Below are 17,963 nucleotides of genomic sequence, written 5' to 3' on the forward strand. Positions count from 1 at the left end.
GATGCACGCCGCGACGTACTTCGACGGCACCCGGTGGCGCGACGGCGTCGTCGAGGCGACCGCGGAACACGTGCGGCTCCGCGCCGAGACTCCGGCCCCCGGCCTCCCTCGCGTCCCCGGCGGGGTCGTCGGCGGCTTCACCGACCACCACGTGCACCTGCAGCTCGTCGACCACGCCCTGCTGCGCACCTCGCGCCTCGCCCGGGTCGACGACCTGGGCGGGAACCCCGCGGTGCTGCGTGAGCTCGCGGTGCACACCTCGGCCACCCCCGATCACGCCGTCGAGGTCCGGTACGCCGGAGCGTTCCTCACCCCGCCCGGCGGCTACCCGTCCGACCGCGACTGGGCCCCCGCGGGGTCGGTGCGGGAGGTCGCGGACGAGGCTGCCGCCGTCGCCGCGGTCGATGAGCTCGCGGCCGCCGGGGTCGCCCTCCTCAAGGTCGCCGGCAACAGCACGGCCGGTCCGGTGTTCGCCGACGCGCTCGTCCACGCGATCGTCGAGCGCGCGGACGCGCACGGCCTGCCGGTGGTCGTGCACGCCGAGGGCCCCGACGAGGCGCAGCGGGCCGTACGCCTCGGAGCCGCCCGCCTCGCGCACGCGCCGTTCACCGAGCGCCTCGACGACGCCGAGGTCGCCCGCCACGCGGCCTCGGTCTCCTGGATCTCGACCCTCGCGATCCACGACCCCGCCGCCCTGCGCATCGCCGTCGACAACGTGCGACGGTTCCACGCCGCCGGGGGCACCGTGCTCTACGGCACCGACATGGGCAACGGCCCCACCCCGGTCGACCTCCACCCCGCCGAGCTCGACGCCCTCCGCCGCGCGGGGCTCGACGACGCCGCCCTGCTGCGCGCCCTCGCCCCCGTGGACCCGCTGCAGCCCGGCGCGCTGCTGCTCCTGCTACCCGACGGCTCGACCGATCCGTTCGACGCCCGCCCGCTGACCCCCGCCGACCTGAAGGTGTGACATGACCGACCGTTCCTCCGACGCCGCCCTGCTCGACGCCGCCCGCGCCCTCGACGCGGCCGACCCGCTCGCCGCGCACCTCGACGCGTTCGCCGAGGCGCCGGGGGTCACGGCCTACCTCGACGGGAACTCCCTCGGCCGCCCCCTGCGGGACATGCCGGAGAAGCTCGCCGCGTTCGTGCGCGAGGACTGGGGCACCCGGCTCATCCGCTCGTGGGACGAGCAGTGGATGGCACTGCCGATGCGCCTGGGCGACCGCATCGGCGAGGTCGCGCTCGGAGCCGCCCCCGGGCAGACCGTCGTGGCCGACTCGACCAGCGTGCTCATCTACAAGCTCATGCGCGCCGCGGCCGCCGCCGACCCCGCCCGCACGGAGCTCGTGATCGAGACGGGCAACTTCCCCACCGACCGGTTCCTCGCCGAGGGCGTCGCCGCCGAGACGGGGCTGACCATCCGCTGGCTGGAACCCGACCCGGTGCACGGCGTGACGGTGGACGACGTGACGGCCGCGGTGTCCGACCGCACCGCGCTCGTGTCGCTCAGCCACGTGGACTACCGCTCGGGCGCGCTGGCGGACATGCCGGGCATCACGGCGGCGGCGCACGAGGCGGGGGCGCTCATGATGTGGGACCTGTGCCACTCGGCCGGCGTCGTGCCGATGCAGCTGGACGCGTGGGGCGTCGACCTCGCGGTCGGCTGCACCTACAAGTACCTGAACGGCGGCCCGGGCTCCCCCGCGTTCGCGTACCTCCGCCACGGGCTGCAGGGGGTGCTCCGGCAGCCGATCCAGGGGTGGTGGAGCGCGGAGGACATCTTCGCGATGGGGCCGGAGTACGTGCCGAGCGGCGACATCCGGCAGCTGCTCAGCGGCACGCCGCCCGTCACCTCGATGCTCGCGATGCAGGGGATGCTCGACCTGATCGAGCAGTCGACGATCGCGGGGGTGCGGGCCAAGTCGCAGTCGCTGACCGATCTCGCGGTGCGCGCGTACGACGAGGTGCTCGCCCCGCTCGGCGTGCGGCTGCTGAGCCCCCGCGACTCCGCGCGACGCGGCGGGCATGTGACGATCGGCCACCCCGACTTCCGCGACGTCACCCGCCGGCTCTGGGCGGACGGCATCATCCCCGACTTCCGCTTCCCCGACGGCATCCGCCTCGGACTCTCCCCGCTCAGCACCTCGCACGTCGAGACGATCACGGGCGTGCTGGCCGTGCGCGACGCCCTGGAGTCCGATGACGACTGAGGCGGCGGCGACCGCCGTGCGCGACGACATCGATGCCCGCCCCGGCAGCACGGCGTCGCTGCTGCGGACGCTGATCGGGCTGTATCTGCGGCCCCTCGGCGGCTGGATCTCCGCCGCGCATCTCGTGCACCTCGCGGGCGAGCTGGGGATCCCGGCCGCCCAGGCCCGCACGGGCGTGACGCGCCTGAAGCAGAAGGGGCTGCTGCTGGCCGAGCGCGGCGAGACCGCGGGATACCGCCTGAACCCGGAGGCGCTGCCCATGCTGGAGCGCGGCGACCGGCGCATCTTCACCATGCGGCAGATGGGCGACACCGACCCGTGGTGCCTGGTGTCGTTCTCGATCCCGGAGAGCGCCCGCAGCGTGCGGCATCAGCTGCGTCGCCGGCTGCAGTGGATCGGCGCGGGCGTGGTGTCACCCGCCCTGTGGATCTGCCCCGGTCACCTGCGCGACGAGGCGACGCAGATCCTGGAAGAGCTCGGCGCGCGGCAGTGGGCGACGCTGTTCGACGCCGTGGCCCCCGCTCCCGCCGGCAGCCTCGTGGAGGCGGCAGCGCAGTGGTGGGACCTGGGTGCGCTGCGGACGGAGCACCTCGCCTTCCAGGCGTCGCTCAGCACGCTGCCGCCCGAGCCGTTCGCCGCGTATGTGCACCTGCTCGACCGATGGCGCGTGCTGCCCTACACCGACCCCGGGCTGCCCGCGTCGATGCTGCCGACGGACTGGCCCGGCGCCCGCAGCGTGGAGCGCTTCACGGCGCTGTCGGCCGAGCTGTCCGCGCCGGCGCTGGCGCACGTGCGCGCCGTCACGGCGGCCGGGGTGGATCGGGCGGACACCCCGGACCCGGCGGTGGCGGACCGGCGCTGAGGACGCACCGGCCCGCCACCCACGGCCTCAGGCGGTCCCGGCCACCTCGGCCAGGAACCCGGTGACGTGCTCCTGCAGCCGGACGATCCGCAGGTTTCGCGCGAGCTCCCGGTCGTAGCCCTGGTACGCGAGGGGCGGCAGCATCCGCACCGAGCGGTTGCACTCGAACCCGGCGCAGGCCAGCACGCCGACCGAGTCGCCCTTGCGTCCGGCCGCACCGGCCTTGCGGGCGACGAACAGCTGCACGTCGTTGCGGAGGGTCACGTCTTCGCACCACGAGCACTGGGCGCGGGCGAGCACCCGCTGTTCGGCGCGCTGCAGCAGCACGCCCACCGGGGCGTCGTCGACCCAGGTCACGACGTAGGCGCGACGGGGCTGCTTGGGGTCGGTCCAGCCGAGGAAATCGAGCCGATCGAAGTCGATGTCGGCGAAACCGGGCGGCAGGGTGAGGTCGGAGACCTCCTTGCGGGAGGCGTTGAGGAAGGAGGCGCGGATGTCGCGCTCGTCGAGGGGACGCATGGGAGTGTGCTTTCGGACGGTCGCCGTGCGGCGATTCGGGTCGGATGGAGGACCCCGGACAGGAGCCGGGTACGGTGCAGCACCGGGGACGGGGGTTCCGCCTCCGGCCGGTCCTCAGCCTCTGCCCGCGGCGCTGAACGCGCCTGCGGCTCCGCTCCGCGCCCCGAGGGCGCTCATCGACGACAGCACCCGGCGAGCCTACACCCGATTGTTTCGCCCGATGTCGCCCGCCCTCGCGTCCCGCCGCCCGCGCCGCCTACTGTCGCCGGAACGCCGAACCGAAAGAGATCACCGTGTCCACGTCGCCCCACCGCCTGTCACCCCTCGAGGTGAGCGAGCGTGCGACGTGCATGTGCCGCGCGGGTGGCCGCTGCTCCTCGATCGCACCGGGACACGCGCTGCACCTGATCCAGGCCCGCCTGGCCGCCGCCACGCCCGCCGACTGGGCGGACGCGCTGGTCGAGTCCGCCGATCCGGTGACCGGCGACCTGGTCGTGCGCACCCTCGACGGCACCGCGCACGCCCTGTGGAACGGCTCCGGCGCCGCGCTCGAAGCGGCCGTCGGCACCCCCGTCGCCCTCCACCTCCCCTACGGCGTGCTGGCCGTGGGAGACGCGCGCTTCAACGTCGCCACCATCTGACGGCGACCGTCCTGCCGCGTCAGGCGCTCGCCATCATCATGTCGCGCACGGCCATGCACGCGTTCATGCACGCCTGGCATGCCTGCGCGCAGAGGCGGCAGACGTCGCTGTGATCGGCGTGCTGCATGCACTCGTCCATGCACATCTGGCACATGGCGATGCACGCGTCGAGCATCGCCATCATCGTCGCGGGGGTCATGCCCTGCATCCGCAGCATCGACCGCATCATCGTGTGGCACATGTCGGCGCAGTTCATGCACGCGGGCGCGCAGTCCATCAGCTGCGTCGAGCACACGGTGCACGCCTGCTCGCACGCGGCGCACGCGTCCATGCAGGCCTGCAGCACCGCCATGTCCATCATCGCCATGTCGGGCATGGACTCCACGCTCTTCGACATCGCGCCCATCATCGTCGCGTCCATCGGGCTCCGCTCCCTTCGTCGAGGACAGCGGGCAGGACCACCCGCCTGGCGCCAGGCTAGCCGCTGCGGGGGCTCGCGTCGATGGGGGCGGAACGCTGACACGGCAGGGAGCGATTGTCAATCCCGTGGACCCTCGTCGCGGCCGATGCGAGGCTCGGAGAGCAATCGATCCGCCGAGGAGAGGAGCCCCACATGAGTGGCGCAGACGACATGAAGAACTCCGCCGAGAAGCTGGGCGGGAAGGTCAAGGAGGGCGTGGGCAAGCTCACCGACAACGAGAAGCTCGAGGCCGAGGGCCAGGCGGATCAGGTGAAGGCTGACGCCAAGCAGGCCGGCGAGAACGTGAAGGACGCCGCAGGCAAGGCCGGCGACAGCGTCCGGGACGCGTTCGACCGCTGATCCCGCCCCGCTGATCCCATGAAGAGGGGGAGGCCCGCCGGACCGGCGAGCCTCCCCCTCCGCATACGGGTCAGACCTTGCGGCTGCCGCTGATCGCTCGGATCAGCCAGGCGATCACGGCGATAGCCAGGAGCACCAGACCGACCCACAGCAGGAACTGGAGCGACTGCACCAGTCCTCCGGTGATCGCGAGGATCACGGCGATGACGATGACGATGATCAGGAGGATGTTCATCGGTCTTTCCCTTCTCTGGGGGCGCGGGCGCCCGACTGCGGTGCCCTCACGCTAGACCGCACGGACACCCTCGTTCGAGGGGGTTGACTTCCACCCTCCGAGTGCGCGAAGGAGCAGAGCAATGCCAGGAGCACGCAACAACTCCCTGAAGGACCCGGAGCTGTACGAAGAGCTCCGGGACGACGGAGCCTCGAAGGAGAAGGCCGCACGCATCTCCAACGCCGCCGCCAGGGACGGCCGCAGCACGGTCGGCCGCCGGGGCGGGAAGCACGGCGACTACGAGGACTGGACGGTCGCCGAACTGCGCAAGCGGGCCAAGGAGATCGGACTGACCGGCTACAGCGGGAAGCGCAAGGCGGAGCTCATCTCCGCTCTGCGCGACCACTGAGGCGGGATGGCGCGCTTCGGGATCGAGGAGGAGTTCCTCCTGCTCGATGAGAACTCGCTGCTGCCCGTCGGCCTGTCCGGCGACGTCCTGGAGCGCATCGGCGACCGCCCGCTGACCGGGCGGGTGACCACGGAGTACCTGGCGTCGCAGCTCGAGTGCCTCACCGAGCCGGTGTCGACCGCGGAGGCGGCGCGGCGCCAGTTGCGTGGCCTGCGCAGCCTGCTGGGCGAGCACGCACGCGCCCTCCACGCGGTGGCCGCCCCGACCGGGAGCCCGTTCACCACCGCGCGCTCGCCCCGGCTCTCCCCGTCACCGCACTACGACGACGTGGCCCGGCGGCTCGCGCACCTGACCCGCGAGCACGAGGTGAACGGCCTGCACGTGCACGTCGAGGTGCTCGACGAGGAGGAACAGGTGCGCGCGCTCAACCGCCTGCGCGGCTGGCTCCCGCTGCTGCTCGCGCTGAGCGCCAACAGCCCGTTCGCCCACGGCCTCGACGCGGGCTTCGCGAGCTGGCGGAGCATGCTCATCCGGCGACTGCCCTCATCGTGGTGCCCGCCGCGGTTCCACGACCTCGACGACTACCGCGCCCGGGTCGGGCAACTGCTCGCCCTGGGCACGATCGGCGAGGCCAGCTCGTTGTCGTGGGCGGTGCGGCTGTCCGAGCGATACCCCACCGTCGAGGCACGGATCGCCGACGCGCAGCTCACCGCCGACGATGCCGTGCTGTCGGCGCTGCTGTGCCGGGCGATCGCGCTGAGCACCGAGCAGCGGCTGGCCGAGGAACGCATCGACGCCCTGGACGCGTCGGTGTGGACGGCGGCGCGGGCCGGGATGGGCGCACGCATCGTCGACCCGCTGTCGGGCGAGGTCGCCGACGCGTGGGCGGTCGCGGAGGGCCTGCTCGCCGAGATCCGCCCGGTGCTGCAGCAGCTCGGCGACGAGGCCGCGGTCGATGAGGCCCTGGGACGCCTGCGCGCGGAGGGAACCGGCGCCGAGCGGCAGCGGACCGCCTACCGCGACGGCGGTCGCGAGGGGCTCACGGAACTGCTCCGCGCGGGGACGGAGACCGCGTCGGCCTGACCCGCCCCGGCGTCCGCGGCCGGGAGTAGGGTCGGCTCGTGGCCTCCTTCGCCCCCCTCCAGCGGCTCGTCATCGCGATCGCGGTGCTCGCGTCCTTCGTGACCTTCCTCGACGGCACGGTGGTGAACGTCGCGCTGCCCGCCATCAGCCGTGAGCTCGGCGGCGGCATCACCACGCAGCAGTGGGTGGTCGACGCCTACCTCATCACTTTGAGCGCGCTGATCCTGCTGGCGGGGTCGCTGTCCGACGCGTATGGCCGGGTGGTGGTCATGCGCATCGGCCTGATCGCGTTCGGCATCGCGTCGATCGCGGTCGCCGCGGCGGTCGACCCGCTCATGCTGATCGTCGCCCGCGCGGCCCAGGGAGCGGCGGGCGCCCTGCTCGTGCCGAGCTCCCTGGCACTGATCACGGCCACGATGCGCGGCGACGTGCAGGCGAGGGCCATCGGCGTCTGGACGGCCTTCACGACCGCGGCGCAGCTGGTCGGGCCGCTGCTGGGCGGGCTGTTCGTCGACTTCCTGTCGTGGCGGTTCGTGTTCCTCATCAACGTGCTGCCCATCGGCGTGACGCTGCTGCTGCTGGCTCGACTCCAGCTGCCCGAGCGGCCCCGCGGCGTCGGGGTGGACTGGTGGAGCGGTGCGCTGTGCGCCGTGGGACTCGGTGCGGTCGTGTTCGCCCTGATCGAGCAGCCGAACCTCGGATGGGGCTCGCCCGCGATCTGGGTCCCCGCAGTCGCGGGCGCCGCCCTGTTCGCGGCGTTCCTGCTGCGCCAGCGCCGCTCGGCCGCCCCGCTCATGCCGCTGTGGCTGTTCCGCGTGCGCGACTTCGGCTGGGGCAACCTCGCGACGCTGTTCGTGTACGCCGCGCTCTCGCTCAACGGCTTCGTGGTCGGGGTGTACCTGCAGCAGGGCGCCGGGCTCAGTGCCACCGCCGCGGGTCTCGCGAGCCTGCCGATGACGATCCTCATGATCCTGGTGAGCTCGCGCGCGGGAGGGTGGGCGGGGCGCTGGGGTCCGCGCATCTTCATGACGATCGGTCCGCTGATCATGGCGGCCGGTGCGCTGATGCTGCTGACCGTGTCCGCCGAGTTCGACTACTGGTGGCAGGTGCTTCCCGCCATGGTCGTGATGGGGCTGGGCCTCTCGCTCACGGTCGCTCCGCTGACGGCCGCGATCCTCGGCGCGATCGACGAGAACCACTCGGGCATCGCCTCGGCCGTGAACAACGCGGTCTCGCGCGTGGCCGGGCTCCTGGTGGTGGCGATGCTGTCGACGATCGTCGGCGGCGCCCTCGACCTCGACGGTTTCCACAGCGCCGCCTGGGTCACGGCCGCGCTCCTGGTGCTGGGCGGCGTGGTGTCGTGGATCGGCATCCGTCGCAACCCGTCCGAAGACCCGACGGCCTCCGCGGAGGGCGCCCCGGCTCCGGCCCCGCCCGTCCCCGGTCGCGGCTGAGAGCACGAGACGTCCGCGCGCAGGAGCGCGGTCGCTGCATGCCTCCCCGACGGCTCGGCGTCAAGTCCCTGGCTCCGTTCGCGCGCCCGCGCGATGATGCCGGTGATCGATCCGATGGGAGCCCCTCCACATGACCGTCTCCACCCTCGACACCGACACCGCCGTCGGATTCTCCCCGCGCGGCCCGCTGTCGGCCGCCGTGCTGTCCTGCCTCGTCCACGGCGACGACAGCGTCGACCTGCCGGAGCTCGCGGCGACCGCCGTGGCCGAGACCACCGACGTCGTCCGCGACGACGACATCCAGCTCGCCCTGTTCGTGCTGTACGCGTCGTCGTACGGATCGCTTCCCGCGCTCGACGCATCGCGGGAGTGGGACGCGGGCGTCATCACCGCCCGGCGCCTCCTGGAAGACGCGTTCGAGGCGGCCCTGCGCGAGACCGTGCCGGTGCCGGAGCTGCCCGAGCCGACGGTCGACGCGGTGGGCCGGGCCCTGTTCGCGCTCGCCGCCGCCGACACCGGACCGAGCGTGGCGCGCTACATCGCCAAGAAGGCCACGCGGGAGCAGGCGGAGGAGTCGCTGATCCTCCGCTCGATCTACACGCTGCGCGAAGCCGACCCGCACTCGTGGGCGATCCCGCGTCTGACCGGTCGGGCGAAGGCGGCCCTCGTCGAGATCCAGTCGGACGAGTACGGCGGCGGCCGGCCGCAGCGCGTGCACGCGGAGCTGTACGCCAGGGCCATGCGGGCCGCCGACCTCGACGACACGTACGGCGCCTACGTCGACGACGCCCCCGCGATCACGCTCGCCTCGCACAATCTGATGACCCTGTTCGGGCTCAACCGCCGGCTGGTCGGCGCGATCGTCGGGCACCTCGCCGCGTACGAGATGACGTCGTCGATCCCGTGCCGCTTCTACGCGGACGGGCTGCGGCGCCTCGGCTTCACCGACGAGGTGGCCGCCTACTTCGACGAGCACGTGGAGGCCGACGCGGTGCACGAGCAGATCGCCGCGCGCGACCTCGCCGGCAGCCTGGCGGAGGATCGCCCCGAGGTGCTCGGCGACGTCGTGTTCGGGGCCGCCGCGTGCCTCACCGTGGACGGCTGGGCGGGACAGCACATGCTCGACGCCTGGGCGGCCGGCGCCTCGGCGCTGCGCGGGCGGGAGTCGTCATGAGCGGGCGCGACGAGCCGGTCACCGTCACCCCCTACCCGGACGGGCCCCTGCTCGTCCGCGGCGACATCGAGCTGCGGTCCGCGGACGGCGCGCTGATCGACCCCGGCCGGCGCACGGTCGCGCTGTGCCGCTGCGGCCTGTCCGCCGTGAAGCCGTTCTGCGACGGCACTCACAAGGCGGCCGGCTTCCGGACCGACGACGAGGGGCCGCGTCAGCCCTCCGGCCAGTAGTAGCTGTCGGGCAGGGCGCGCGCGCCGAAGATCGCCTGCCCGACCCGCACGCACGTCGCCCCCTCCTCGACCGCGATCTCGTAGTCGCCCGACATCCCCATCGACAGCTCCCCGTCGCCGATCAGGTCGGGATCGTCCGCCTTGGCGCGGTCGCGGAGCTCGCGCAGCACGCGGAAGCACGCGCGCACCCTGGTCTCGTCCGGGGTGAGGATCGCGAGCGTCATGAGCCCGCGCACCCGCAGCGACGAGTACACCGGCAGTGCCTTCAGGAACCCGGACAGCTCCGCGGGCGGCATGCCGAACTTCGAGTCCTCCGCGGAGGTGTTCACCTGCACGAACACGTCGAGACCGCGACCGGCCGCCTGCAGCCTTCGGTCCAGCGCCTCGGCGACCCGGAGCCGGTCGAGTGCCTGGAACTCGTGCGCGAACGCGGCGACATCGCGCGCCTTGTTGGTCTGCAGGTGTCCGATGATCGCCCACGAGACGTCGAGGTCTTCCGTCTCACGGTGCTTGCGCACGGCCTCCTGCACCTTGTTCTCGCCGAGGAGCCGCAGCCCGGAGTCGATCGCGATGCGCAGCCGCTCGGTCGGCACAGTCTTGCTGACCGGCAGCAGCCGCACGCTCGCGGCATCGCGCCCGGCGCGGTCGGCGGCGGCGTCGATGCGCGCCCGGACGGCGGCGACGTTGGCTCGGAAGTCGGCGACGGTGGTGGCCGTGGGGTAGCGGGCGGAGGTGTTCTCCTCGTCGACTGACTTTGACATAGGCCAAAATCTAACATAGCTTCGAGTCACGCCGCGCGCCCGCCGGCCGTCGCCCTCCCTCCGAAGGAGTCCGCCCATGACCGTGCCCGGCCTGTTCTCCGACACCGCCCTGATCACCCCGCGCCTGCGCACCGAGGTGCCCGGCCCCCGCAGTCGCGCGCTGCACGAGAGGCGCCTGCGCGTCGTGCCCCGCGGCGTCGGCAGCGTGCTGCCGGTCTACATCGAGCACGCCGACGGTCCGTGGGTCACCGACGTCGACGGCAACCGCTTCCTCGACCTGGGCAGCGGCATCGGCGTGACCACGATCGGGCACACCAACCGCGCGGCGGTCACCGCGGCGGCGGATCAGCTCGACCGCGTCACCCACACCCTCTTCACGGTCACCCCCTACGAGGGCTACGTGCACCTCGCGGAGCTGCTCGCCGCGCACACCCCCGGCGACCACGAGAAGCGCACGATGCTCGCGAACTCCGGCGCCGAGGCCGTCGAGAACGCCGTGAAGATCGCCCGCAGGCACACCGGCCGCCGCGCCGTCGCCGCTCTCGATCACGCGTTCCACGGCCGCACGAACCTGGCGCTCGCGATGAACCACCGGGCCGTGCCGTACGGGGCGGGCTTCGGCCCGTTCGCGCCCGATGTGCACCGCGTCCCCAACTCCTACCCGTACCGCGACGGCCTGAGCGGCGCCGAGGCGGCGGCCCGCACGATCGGCTACCTCGAGCAGCGGATCGGCGCGGGCGACCTCGCCGCCGTCATCGCCGAACCCATCCAGGGCGAGGGCGGCTTCGTCGTGCCCGCCGACGGCTACCTGCCCGCGCTGCAGGAGTGGTGCACGCGCCACGGCGTGGTCTTCATCGCCGACGAGATCCAGACCGGCCTGGGCCGCACGGGCACCTGGTTCGCAAGCGAGCACTTCGGCCTCGTGCCCGACCTCGTGCTCACCGCGAAGGGCATCGCGGCCGGACTGCCGCTCGCGGGAGTGACCGGCCGCGCCGAGATCATGGACGCACCGGACCCCGGCGGACTCGGCGGCACGTTCGGCGGCAACCCCGTGTCGATCGCCGCGGCCGTCGCGGTGTTCGACGAGCTCGCGGAGGGCGAGTTCTTCGCCGACGCGGCCCGCATCGGCGCGCACCTGCGGGCCCGGCTGACCGAGCTGGCGTCGCGCCACCGGATCATCGGCGACGTCCGCGGGATCGGGGCGATGCAGGCGTTCGAGCTGAGCGAGCCCGGCACCACCCGGCCCCTCGCGGGTGCCGCGACGGCCATCGCGGAGTTCGCCGCGCAGCGAGGCATCCTGCTCCTCACCGCGGGCAGCGACGGCAACGTCATCCGTTTCCTCCCCACGCTCACCACGACCGACGCGCAGCTCGACACGGCGGTGAGCGTGATCGACGACGCCCTCGCCGCACTCGGCTGACCGCGACTCCCACCCGACCAGGAGACCCATGAGCGCATCGACCCCCACGCGCACCGCCCTCGCCCTGCGCCATGTCGCGTTCGAAGACCTCGGCATCCTCGCGCCGCTGCTGGAGGAGCGCGGCTACCGCGTCCGGTATCACGACGCCGGCGTCGACGAACTCGACCGGGCCGAGGTCGCCTCGGCTGATCTGGTGGTGGTGCTCGGCGGCCCCATCGGCGTGTACGACGACGACCGCTACCCGTTCCTCGCCCCCACGAAGGACGCCCTGTCGGCACGACTCGCGGCGGACCGTCCCACGCTCGGGATCTGCCTCGGCGCCCAGGTGCTCGCCGAGGCGCTGGGGGCTCGGGTCGCCCCGACGGGCGGCGTCGAGATCGGGTACGCGCCCGTGGACCTCACGCTGGACGGGCGCACCTCACCGCTGTCAGCGCTGGACGGCGAGCCCGTGCTGCACTGGCACGGCGACGCCTTCGAGATCCCCCCGGGCGCGCGCCACCTCGCCCGCACGCCCGGCTTCCCGCACCAGGCGTTCTCGCGGGGCCGTGCACTCGGGCTGCAGTTCCACGTCGAAGCCGACCACCGTACGATCGAGCGCTGGCTGATCGGCCATGCGCACGAGCTGCACCACCGCGGCATCGACCCCCGCTCGATCCGGAGACAGGCGGCCGCGCACGGCCCCCGACTCGAGCACCGCGCGCGTACGGCGATCGGAACCTGGCTCGACGAGGTCGAGCCCGCGCACTGAGAAGGGGCCGGATCCCCCGCGGATCCGGCCCCTTCCCGTATCGTCACGCGGCGCGATGCAGCGGCACCGTCGGGAAGTCGATCGGCACGTCGAGCGCGAGGTTCACGTAGTTCGTGAACAGGTTGAGCGCCACCTGGCCGATCGTCTCGACGATCTCCTCGTCGCTCCAGCCCTGGGCGCGCACGGCGTCGACCTCGGCGGAGCTCACCTGCCCGCGCTGCTCGACCACCGCGAGCGCGAAGGTCAGCAGGGCCGCGGTGCGCGGGTCCTCCGAGGTGCCCTCCTGCGCCGCGGCGAGCGCGTCGGCGGAGAGCCCGGCCTTCTTGCCCAGCGCGGTGTGCGCCGCGAGGCAGTAGCCGCACGAGTTGCGGTTGGCGACGGCCACCGCGATCTGCTCGCTGAGCGCGGCTCCGAGCGAACCGCCCCCGTAGGCGCCGAACGCGCTCCACATGCTGGTCAGCGCGGCCGGGGAGTTCGCCACGGCCCGGAACATGGCGGGGACGGCGCCGAACGCGGCACCGATCTGGTCGAGCTGGTCCTTGACGGGTCCGGTGGCGGCGTCACGGTCGATGAGAGGGACGTTGGGCACGGGATGCTCCTTTGTTCGATCGGGCCGGGTGTCGACCCGCCCTCAGTCTTCTCGAATCCTCCGGACGATACGCATCATCCGGTCTTGCATTCACCGCAGATCGTCCAGAGAATGGAGAGGTGCCACCCCTCGACCGCCTCACACCCCTGCTCGATCGGTTCCGCGTGCGCACGCGGCTCTTCCACACCGGGCCCCTGTGCGGCACCACGGAGTTCGCGGCGAGCCGAGGACAGGGGTTCCTGCACGTGCTGCGCCGCGGCGAACTGGAGCTGACGTATCCGCGCGTCGACGGCGGCCGTGCGCGCGAGCGCATCACCCGCCCGAGCCTGCTGTTCTTCCCCCGCCCGCTCGACCATACGTTCCTCAACGCCCCGACCGCGGAATCCGACTTCGCGTGCGCCACGATCGACGTCGACGGTGGCGCCACCCACCCCCTCGTCCGCACGCTGCCGCCCGTGATCGTGCTGCCCCTCGACGAGGTCGCCACCCTCTCCCCCGCGCTCGACCTGCTGTTCGCCGAGGTCGACAACGTCCGCTGCGGTCGCCCGCTGCTCGCCGACCGCCTCTTCGAGGTCGTGCTGATCCAACTGCTGCGGTGGATGCTCGACCACCCCGACGGCCTCGCCCTGCCGCCCGGGCTGCTGCCGGGCCTCGCCGACGAGCGGCTCGCCCCCGCCCTGGTCGCGATGCACGAGGCCCCCGGAGAGGCCTGGACGCTGGAGGCCCTCGCCCGCCGCGCCGCCCTGTCGCGCAGCGCCTTCGCGGCCCGCTTCAAAGAGGTCGTCGGCCGGGCGCCGGGCGACTACCTCACCGAGTGGCGGCTCACGATCGCGCAGGAACAGCTCCGCGCGGGCATGACGGTCAGCGCGGTCGCCGCGGAGCTCGGCTACGCGAGCGCCTCCGCGTTCTCCCGGGTGTTCACGCAGCGTCTCGGCCACTCGCCGCGTGCGTGGCTGGGTCTCGCCGCGTAGCCTCAGCCGCCCGCCGACATCGTGGCGGTGAGTCCGGAGACGACGCGGTCGAGTTCGCCGTCCGTGAGCGAGGGGTGCACGGGGATCGACAGCACCTCGGCCGCGGCCCGCTCGGTCTCCGGCAGCTCCACGCCCTGCGCGTAGCGCGTGAGAGACGGCAGTCGGTGGTTCGGGATCGGGTAGTACACGCCCGTGCCCACGCCGTGCTCCTCGCGCAGCGCCTCGCGCACGCGGTCGCGCTCCCCCTCCGCGATGCGCACGGTGTACTGGTGGTACACGTGCTCCGCCCCCTCCGCGACCCGCGGCACGGTGAGCCCGTCGATGCCGTCGAGCGCGGCGTCGAGCACGGCCGCGTTGCGCTGCCGCTGCGCCGTCCAGGCCGCGACCTTGCGCAGCTGCACCCGGCCCACCGCCGCGTGCACCTCGCTCATGCGGTTGTTGTAGCCGACGATCTCGTTGGCGTACTGCGTCTCCATGCCCTGATTGCGCAGAAGTCGCACACGGCGGGCGGTGCCCTCGTCCGCACAGGCGACCATGCCGCCCTCGATCGCCGTCATGTTCTTCGTGGGGTACAGGCTGAACATCGCGAACGACCCGATCGTGCCGGCAGGGCGACCCCGCCACGACGCGCCGTGCGCCTGCGCGGCGTCTTCGAAGATCGCGAGGCCGTGCGCGGCGGCGACCTCTTCGATCCCGTCGACCAGGAACGGGTGGCCGTACAGATGCACCGGCATGACGCCCTTCGTGCGCGGAGTGACGAGTGCGCGCACGTGCTCCGGGTCGAGCGTGAAGTGCACGGGCTCGATGTCGGCGAACACCGGGGTGGCGCCGGCGAGCACGACCGAGTTCGCGACGGCGGCGAACGTGAACGACGGCACGATCACCTCATCCCCCGGCCCGACGCCCGCCGCGATCAGTCCCAGCAGCTGCCCGCTCGTCCCGGAGTTCACGGCCACGGTCGTGCGCCCGCGGAGGAACTGGGCGGCGAACTCCTCCTCGAACGCCGCGACCTCGGCGCCCTGCGCGAGCATGCCGCTGCGCAGCACCCGCTCGACCGCAGCCACCTCCTCATCGCCGATCAGGGGTTTCGCGGCGGGGATGAGCTGGTCGTGCATGGCGGTGTCCTTCGTCGTCTGGTCGGCTCGGGCGAGCCGGTCTGGAGGTGGAGGCAGGAATCGAACCTGCGTACACGGTCTTGCGGACCGCGACCTGGCCACTCGGTCACTCCACCGGGTCTCTACGGCGTCAGCTCCCCGGCGGAGAGTAGCCCTGGAGGAACCCGCCGAAGCGCCGCAGTGCATCCACCAGCACCGGCGCCTCCGGCAGGAACGCGATCCGCAGGTGGTCGGGCCGCGGCCAGTGGAACCCGCGGCCGTGCGCCAGGAGGATCCCTTCCGCGTCGAGCAGGTCGAGCACCAGACGCTCGTCGTCGAGCACCGGGTAGCGCGCGGGGTCCAGCCGCGGGAAGAGGTAGAGCCCGCCGCCCGCCTCCGTCACCTCGACACCGGGGATCGCCCGCAACGCGGCGGTGGCGGCGTCGCGCTGCACCGTGAGCCTGCCGTCGGCGGCGACCAGGGCGTCGAGCGAGGTGTCGTGCTCCAGTGCCGCGGTGATCGCGTGCTGCGCCGGCACGGAGGCGCACATGCGCAGCGAGGCCAGCAGCCGCAGTCCGGACAGGAACGGGTCGTCGGGCGCGAAGCCGCAGGTCACCGCCCACGCGGCGCGGTACCCGGCGACGCGATGGGTCTTGGACAGTCCCGCGAACGTCACGCACGGCTGATCCGACGCGACCGCCGCCATCGACAGGTGCGCGTGCCCGGGATAGACGACCCGGTCGTAGATCTCGTCGGACAGCAGCAGGAGCCCGTGCCGTCGCGCCAGCTCGGCGATGCCCTCCAGCGTGCGCCGGTCGTACACCGCGCCCGTGGGGTTGTTCGGGGTGATGACCACGATGGCCACCGTGCGCGGGCCGATCAGCGCGGCCATCGCGTCGAGGTCGGGCAGCCAGCCCTCCTCCTCGACGCAGGGGTAGTGCACCGCGGTGCCCCCTGCGAGCACCGTGGACGCCGTCCACAGCGGGTAGTCCGGACTCGGCACGAGCACCTCGTCACCGGGTTCGAGCAGCGCCTGCAGCACGAGGCCGACCAGCTCGGAGACGCCGTTGCCCACCGTGACGTCGTCGAGGTCCACCCGCGGGAAGCCCGTGCGCCGGGCGTAGTGCGCCGCGATCGCCTCCCTGGTCTCGACCAGGCCGAGCGACTCGGAGTATCCGTGCGCGTGCGGCAGGGCGGCCCGCAGCGCCTCCACGATCACCGTCGGCACCTCGAACCCGAAGGGCGCGGGGTTGCCGATGTTGAGCCGCAGGATCTCCTCGCCGCGGGCCTCGAGCTCCGCGGCCCGCGCGGCCACCGTGCCGCGCAGGTCGTACTGCACGCCGTCGAGCCGCGACGAGCGCCCGACGCGCAGCACCCCGGTCATCCCGCGGACTCCCGCCCCGCGACCGTGACGACCGCCGCGACATCGTCGGCCAGGCGCTGCAGGTCGTCGTCGTCGAGGTCGTGCACCGTGAGGCGGAGGTGGCGGGCGCCCGGCCCCCCGTGCTCGAGCGCGAAGTCTGCTCCCGAGCGCACGAGCCAGCCGCGCGCGGCGAGACGTTCGGCCGCGCGCGCGGCATCGTCGTGCGCGTCGAGCCACACGTTGAGCCCGGCCCCGTCGTCGGCCGCGATCCCGCGCTCGCGCAGCAGTGCGACGAAGTCGGCGTGGCGGGCGGCGTAGTGCGCGCCGGCCCTGGCGATCTGCTCCCGCACATCGGCATCGCGCAGCATGCCGGCGGCGAGACGCTGCATCACGTGACTGACCCACATCGTGCCGGGGCTCAGTCGCAGGGCCAGGCGTCCGGCCGTGACCGGGTCGGACGCCGTGACAGCGAGACGCAGGTCGGGTCCGAGGAACTTCGACACCGAACGGACCAGGGCCCAGCGCTCATGGGTGGGGGCGATGATGCTGGCGTAGGGCGTGGGGGCGAGCAGCGAGAAGTGGTCGTCCTCGATCAGCAGCACGTGCGGGTAGGGGGCGAGCACGGCGCGCAGTTCGGCCGCGCGCGCGGGGGTGATGCTCGCGCCCGTCGGGTTGTGTGCGCGGGGCGTGCAGACGATCGCGCGCACCCCGCTGTCGAGGGCCGCGCGCACGCCGTCGACCGTCATCCCCTCGGCGTCGACCGGGATGGCGACGGGGGCGTACCCCGCGAGCCGCGCGGTCTGGATGCTGGAGAGGAAGCACGGGTCCTCCAGCCCGACGCGGTCACCCTGCACGAGCGTCTGGGCGAGGAGCCGCTCGACCGCGTCGACCGCCCCCGCCGTGACCGAGAGCCGGAACGGGCGCGGGTGGTCTTCGGCGATCCACGTGGTCGCCCATTCGGCGAGCTCGGGGTCGATGACGGACTCGCCGTACAGCACGTGCTCCGGGCGCACGGTCGCGAACGCCGCGGCGAGGTCGGGAAGCAGCGCCGCCTGCGGGTTGCCGCTGCCGATGTCGCGCAGCACGGTGCCCGGCGTGAAACCCTCGTCGGGACCGGTCCCCGGGCCGAGCACGGTGGTGCCGGTGCGCCCGCCGGTGGCCGCGATGCGCGCGACGACGAGGGCCCGGTAGGCCGCCAGCACCGTGTTGCGGTTGACGCCGAGGCGCTCGGCGAGGGTGCGCACGGGAGGCAGCTGGTCGCCGGCGGCGAGGGCGCCGCGCTCGACGAGGTCGCGGATGCTGTCGGAGATCTCAGCGGCGGTCGACCCGGCGATCCGGTCGTGGAGGGGATCGCGCGAGTCTTCCGAGGCCATGCCTCGACCGTAGGCCAGATATTGACCT

Annotated in this window: 21 protein-coding genes and 1 tRNA gene; 13 read left to right on the forward strand and 9 right to left on the reverse strand. The window is 73.1% G+C overall.

Translation table 11 applies throughout. The annotated features are described in order from the left end of the window. The first annotated feature begins 1 nt into the window (after position 1). From KV394_RS01750 to KV394_RS01760, 3 genes are read left to right on the forward strand one after another with little or no spacing between them, the layout of a single operon-like run. Positions 2–967: an amidohydrolase family protein gene (locus KV394_RS01750; protein WP_247982133.1), complete on the forward strand. Its 966-nt coding sequence runs from the start codon at positions 2–4 to the stop codon at positions 965–967. A 1-nt stretch (position 968) separates the two neighbouring features. Next, positions 969–2,210 (forward strand): kynureninase, encoded by a 1,242-nt coding sequence (locus KV394_RS01755; RefSeq protein WP_247982134.1) that lies wholly within the window; start codon positions 969–971, stop codon positions 2,208–2,210. After that, positions 2,200–3,072: a PaaX family transcriptional regulator gene (locus KV394_RS01760; RefSeq protein ID WP_247982135.1), complete on the forward strand. Its 873-nt coding sequence runs from the start codon at positions 2,200–2,202 to the stop codon at positions 3,070–3,072. Before KV394_RS01755 ends, KV394_RS01760 begins: the two co-directional genes overlap by 11 nt. Positions 3,073–3,099: 27 nt before the next feature. On the opposite strand, the gene KV394_RS01765 is transcribed toward KV394_RS01760, so the two are convergent. After that, the gene (locus tag KV394_RS01765) at positions 3,100–3,591 is read right to left on the reverse strand and encodes an FBP domain-containing protein (protein WP_247982136.1); all 492 of its coding nucleotides are present in this window, start codon (positions 3,589–3,591) and stop codon (positions 3,100–3,102) included. 293 nt (positions 3,592–3,884) lie between these two features. On the opposite strand from KV394_RS01765, the gene KV394_RS01770 reads away from it, so the two are divergent. Further along, positions 3,885–4,232: a hypothetical protein gene (locus KV394_RS01770; RefSeq protein WP_247982137.1), complete on the forward strand. Its 348-nt coding sequence runs from the start codon at positions 3,885–3,887 to the stop codon at positions 4,230–4,232. 19 nt (positions 4,233–4,251) lie between these two features. Here the strand turns inward: KV394_RS01770 and KV394_RS01775 are convergent, their stop codons facing one another. Continuing rightward, on the reverse strand, positions 4,252–4,653 hold the full coding sequence (locus tag KV394_RS01775) for a hypothetical protein (RefSeq protein WP_247982138.1): 402 nt from the start codon (positions 4,651–4,653) through the stop codon (positions 4,252–4,254). A 192-nt stretch (positions 4,654–4,845) separates the two neighbouring features. On the opposite strand from KV394_RS01775, the gene KV394_RS01780 reads away from it, so the two are divergent. After that, on the forward strand, positions 4,846–5,052 hold the full coding sequence (locus KV394_RS01780; protein WP_136034830.1) for a CsbD family protein: 207 nt from the start codon (positions 4,846–4,848) through the stop codon (positions 5,050–5,052). A 70-nt stretch (positions 5,053–5,122) separates the two neighbouring features. Here KV394_RS01780 and KV394_RS01785 read toward each other — a convergent pair whose 3' ends face one another. Further along, on the reverse strand, positions 5,123–5,287 hold the full coding sequence (locus tag KV394_RS01785; protein WP_017829325.1) for a hypothetical protein: 165 nt from the start codon (positions 5,285–5,287) through the stop codon (positions 5,123–5,125). Positions 5,288–5,408: 121 nt separating this feature from the next. Between KV394_RS01785 and KV394_RS01790 the strand changes: the two genes are divergently transcribed. The 5 genes from KV394_RS01790 to KV394_RS01810 all read left to right on the forward strand — a co-directional run bounded on the left by KV394_RS01790 (position 5,409) and on the right by KV394_RS01810 (position 9,616). Continuing rightward, on the forward strand, positions 5,409–5,675 hold the full coding sequence (locus KV394_RS01790; protein ID WP_136044783.1) for a DUF7218 family protein: 267 nt from the start codon (positions 5,409–5,411) through the stop codon (positions 5,673–5,675). 6 nt (positions 5,676–5,681) lie between these two features. Beyond that, positions 5,682–6,758 carry a carboxylate-amine ligase gene (locus tag KV394_RS01795; protein WP_247982139.1) on the forward strand — a complete coding sequence of 359 codons (1,077 nt, stop codon included), beginning with the start codon at positions 5,682–5,684 and terminating at the stop codon, positions 6,756–6,758. Between the two features lie 38 nt (positions 6,759–6,796). Then, positions 6,797–8,212: an MFS transporter gene (locus KV394_RS01800; protein WP_247982140.1), complete on the forward strand. Its 1,416-nt coding sequence runs from the start codon at positions 6,797–6,799 to the stop codon at positions 8,210–8,212. A 130-nt stretch (positions 8,213–8,342) separates the two neighbouring features. Then, positions 8,343–9,386 carry an iron-containing redox enzyme family protein gene (locus KV394_RS01805; protein ID WP_247982141.1) on the forward strand — a complete coding sequence of 348 codons (1,044 nt, stop codon included), beginning with the start codon at positions 8,343–8,345 and terminating at the stop codon, positions 9,384–9,386. Further along, positions 9,383–9,616, forward strand: a complete 234-nt coding sequence (locus KV394_RS01810; RefSeq protein ID WP_136034818.1) for a CDGSH iron-sulfur domain-containing protein — start codon at positions 9,383–9,385, stop codon at positions 9,614–9,616. Before KV394_RS01805 ends, KV394_RS01810 begins: the two co-directional genes overlap by 4 nt. Here KV394_RS01810 and KV394_RS01815 read toward each other — a convergent pair. Next, positions 9,598–10,377 (reverse strand): YggS family pyridoxal phosphate-dependent enzyme, encoded by a 780-nt coding sequence (locus tag KV394_RS01815; RefSeq protein ID WP_247982142.1) that lies wholly within the window; start codon positions 10,375–10,377, stop codon positions 9,598–9,600. The genes KV394_RS01810 and KV394_RS01815 overlap by 19 nt on opposite strands. A gap of 76 nt (positions 10,378–10,453) precedes the next feature. Between KV394_RS01815 and gabT the strand changes: the two genes are divergently transcribed. Together gabT and KV394_RS01825 are read left to right on the forward strand one after the other, a co-directional pair. Further along, positions 10,454–11,797 (forward strand): 4-aminobutyrate--2-oxoglutarate transaminase, encoded by a 1,344-nt coding sequence (gene gabT, locus KV394_RS01820; protein WP_247982143.1) that lies wholly within the window; start codon positions 10,454–10,456, stop codon positions 11,795–11,797. 28 nt (positions 11,798–11,825) lie between these two features. Further along, positions 11,826–12,545 carry a glutamine amidotransferase gene (locus KV394_RS01825; RefSeq protein ID WP_247982144.1) on the forward strand — a complete coding sequence of 240 codons (720 nt, stop codon included), beginning with the start codon at positions 11,826–11,828 and terminating at the stop codon, positions 12,543–12,545. Positions 12,546–12,588: 43 nt separating this feature from the next. Here the strand turns inward: KV394_RS01825 and KV394_RS01830 are convergent, their stop codons facing one another. Then, on the reverse strand, positions 12,589–13,134 hold the full coding sequence (locus tag KV394_RS01830) for a carboxymuconolactone decarboxylase family protein (protein ID WP_247982145.1): 546 nt from the start codon (positions 13,132–13,134) through the stop codon (positions 12,589–12,591). Between the two features lie 119 nt (positions 13,135–13,253). Here KV394_RS01830 and KV394_RS01835 point away from each other — a divergent pair, with 119 nt between their 5' ends. Next, the gene (locus KV394_RS01835) at positions 13,254–14,105 is read left to right on the forward strand and encodes an AraC family transcriptional regulator (protein ID WP_136034807.1); all 852 of its coding nucleotides are present in this window, start codon (positions 13,254–13,256) and stop codon (positions 14,103–14,105) included. A 2-nt stretch (positions 14,106–14,107) separates the two neighbouring features. Here KV394_RS01835 and KV394_RS01840 read toward each other — a convergent pair whose 3' ends face one another. From KV394_RS01840 to KV394_RS01855, 4 genes are all read right to left on the reverse strand, one after another. Beyond that, the gene (locus KV394_RS01840) at positions 14,108–15,220 is read right to left on the reverse strand and encodes a DegT/DnrJ/EryC1/StrS family aminotransferase (RefSeq protein WP_247982146.1); all 1,113 of its coding nucleotides are present in this window, start codon (positions 15,218–15,220) and stop codon (positions 14,108–14,110) included. Between the two features lie 42 nt (positions 15,221–15,262). Next, positions 15,263–15,336: transfer RNA gene (locus KV394_RS01845), tRNA-Cys, on the reverse strand. Positions 15,337–15,350: 14 nt separating this feature from the next. Then, positions 15,351–16,583, reverse strand: a complete 1,233-nt coding sequence (locus KV394_RS01850; RefSeq protein WP_136044791.1) for an aminotransferase class I/II-fold pyridoxal phosphate-dependent enzyme — start codon at positions 16,581–16,583, stop codon at positions 15,351–15,353. Then, a complete protein-coding gene (locus tag KV394_RS01855) occupies positions 16,580–17,935 on the reverse strand; it encodes an aminotransferase class I/II-fold pyridoxal phosphate-dependent enzyme (protein WP_136034802.1) in 1,356 nt (451 codons plus the stop codon). The genes KV394_RS01850 and KV394_RS01855 overlap by 4 nt, the downstream gene beginning before the upstream one ends. Positions 17,936–17,963: the final 28 nt, after the last annotated feature.

Source organism: Microbacterium sufflavum, from assembly GCF_023101165.1.
In the GTDB taxonomy this organism is placed as follows: Bacteria; Actinomycetota; Actinomycetes; order Actinomycetales; family Microbacteriaceae; genus Microbacterium; species Microbacterium sufflavum.

What these genes read in the sequence shown, in the direction of transcription:
- KV394_RS01750 (WP_247982133.1), top strand. Translation starts at nt 2, where the DNA reads ATGCACGCCGCGACGTACTTCGACGGCACCCGGTGGCGCGACGGCGTC.
- KV394_RS01755 (WP_247982134.1), top strand. Translation starts at nt 969, where the DNA reads ATGACCGACCGTTCCTCCGACGCCGCCCTGCTCGACGCCGCCCGCGCC.
- KV394_RS01760 (WP_247982135.1), top strand. Translation starts at nt 2,200, where the DNA reads ATGACGACTGAGGCGGCGGCGACCGCCGTGCGCGACGACATCGATGCC.
- KV394_RS01765 (WP_247982136.1), bottom strand. Translation starts at nt 3,591, where the DNA reads ATGCGTCCCCTCGACGAGCGCGACATCCGCGCCTCCTTCCTCAACGCC.
- KV394_RS01775 (WP_247982138.1), bottom strand. Translation starts at nt 4,653, where the DNA reads ATGGACGCGACGATGATGGGCGCGATGTCGAAGAGCGTGGAGTCCATG.
- KV394_RS01780 (WP_136034830.1), top strand. Translation starts at nt 4,846, where the DNA reads ATGAGTGGCGCAGACGACATGAAGAACTCCGCCGAGAAGCTGGGCGGG.
- KV394_RS01785 (WP_017829325.1), bottom strand. Translation starts at nt 5,287, where the DNA reads ATGAACATCCTCCTGATCATCGTCATCGTCATCGCCGTGATCCTCGCG.
- KV394_RS01790 (WP_136044783.1), top strand. Translation starts at nt 5,409, where the DNA reads ATGCCAGGAGCACGCAACAACTCCCTGAAGGACCCGGAGCTGTACGAA.
- KV394_RS01795 (WP_247982139.1), top strand. Translation starts at nt 5,682, where the DNA reads ATGGCGCGCTTCGGGATCGAGGAGGAGTTCCTCCTGCTCGATGAGAAC.
- KV394_RS01805 (WP_247982141.1), top strand. Translation starts at nt 8,343, where the DNA reads ATGACCGTCTCCACCCTCGACACCGACACCGCCGTCGGATTCTCCCCG.
- KV394_RS01810 (WP_136034818.1), top strand. Translation starts at nt 9,383, where the DNA reads ATGAGCGGGCGCGACGAGCCGGTCACCGTCACCCCCTACCCGGACGGG.
- KV394_RS01815 (WP_247982142.1), bottom strand. Translation starts at nt 10,377, where the DNA reads ATGTCAAAGTCAGTCGACGAGGAGAACACCTCCGCCCGCTACCCCACG.
- gabT (WP_247982143.1), top strand. Translation starts at nt 10,454, where the DNA reads ATGACCGTGCCCGGCCTGTTCTCCGACACCGCCCTGATCACCCCGCGC.
- KV394_RS01825 (WP_247982144.1), top strand. Translation starts at nt 11,826, where the DNA reads ATGAGCGCATCGACCCCCACGCGCACCGCCCTCGCCCTGCGCCATGTC.
- KV394_RS01840 (WP_247982146.1), bottom strand. Translation starts at nt 15,220, where the DNA reads ATGCACGACCAGCTCATCCCCGCCGCGAAACCCCTGATCGGCGATGAG.
- KV394_RS01850 (WP_136044791.1), bottom strand. Translation starts at nt 16,583, where the DNA reads ATGACCGGGGTGCTGCGCGTCGGGCGCTCGTCGCGGCTCGACGGCGTG.
- KV394_RS01855 (WP_136034802.1), bottom strand. Translation starts at nt 17,935, where the DNA reads ATGGCCTCGGAAGACTCGCGCGATCCCCTCCACGACCGGATCGCCGGG.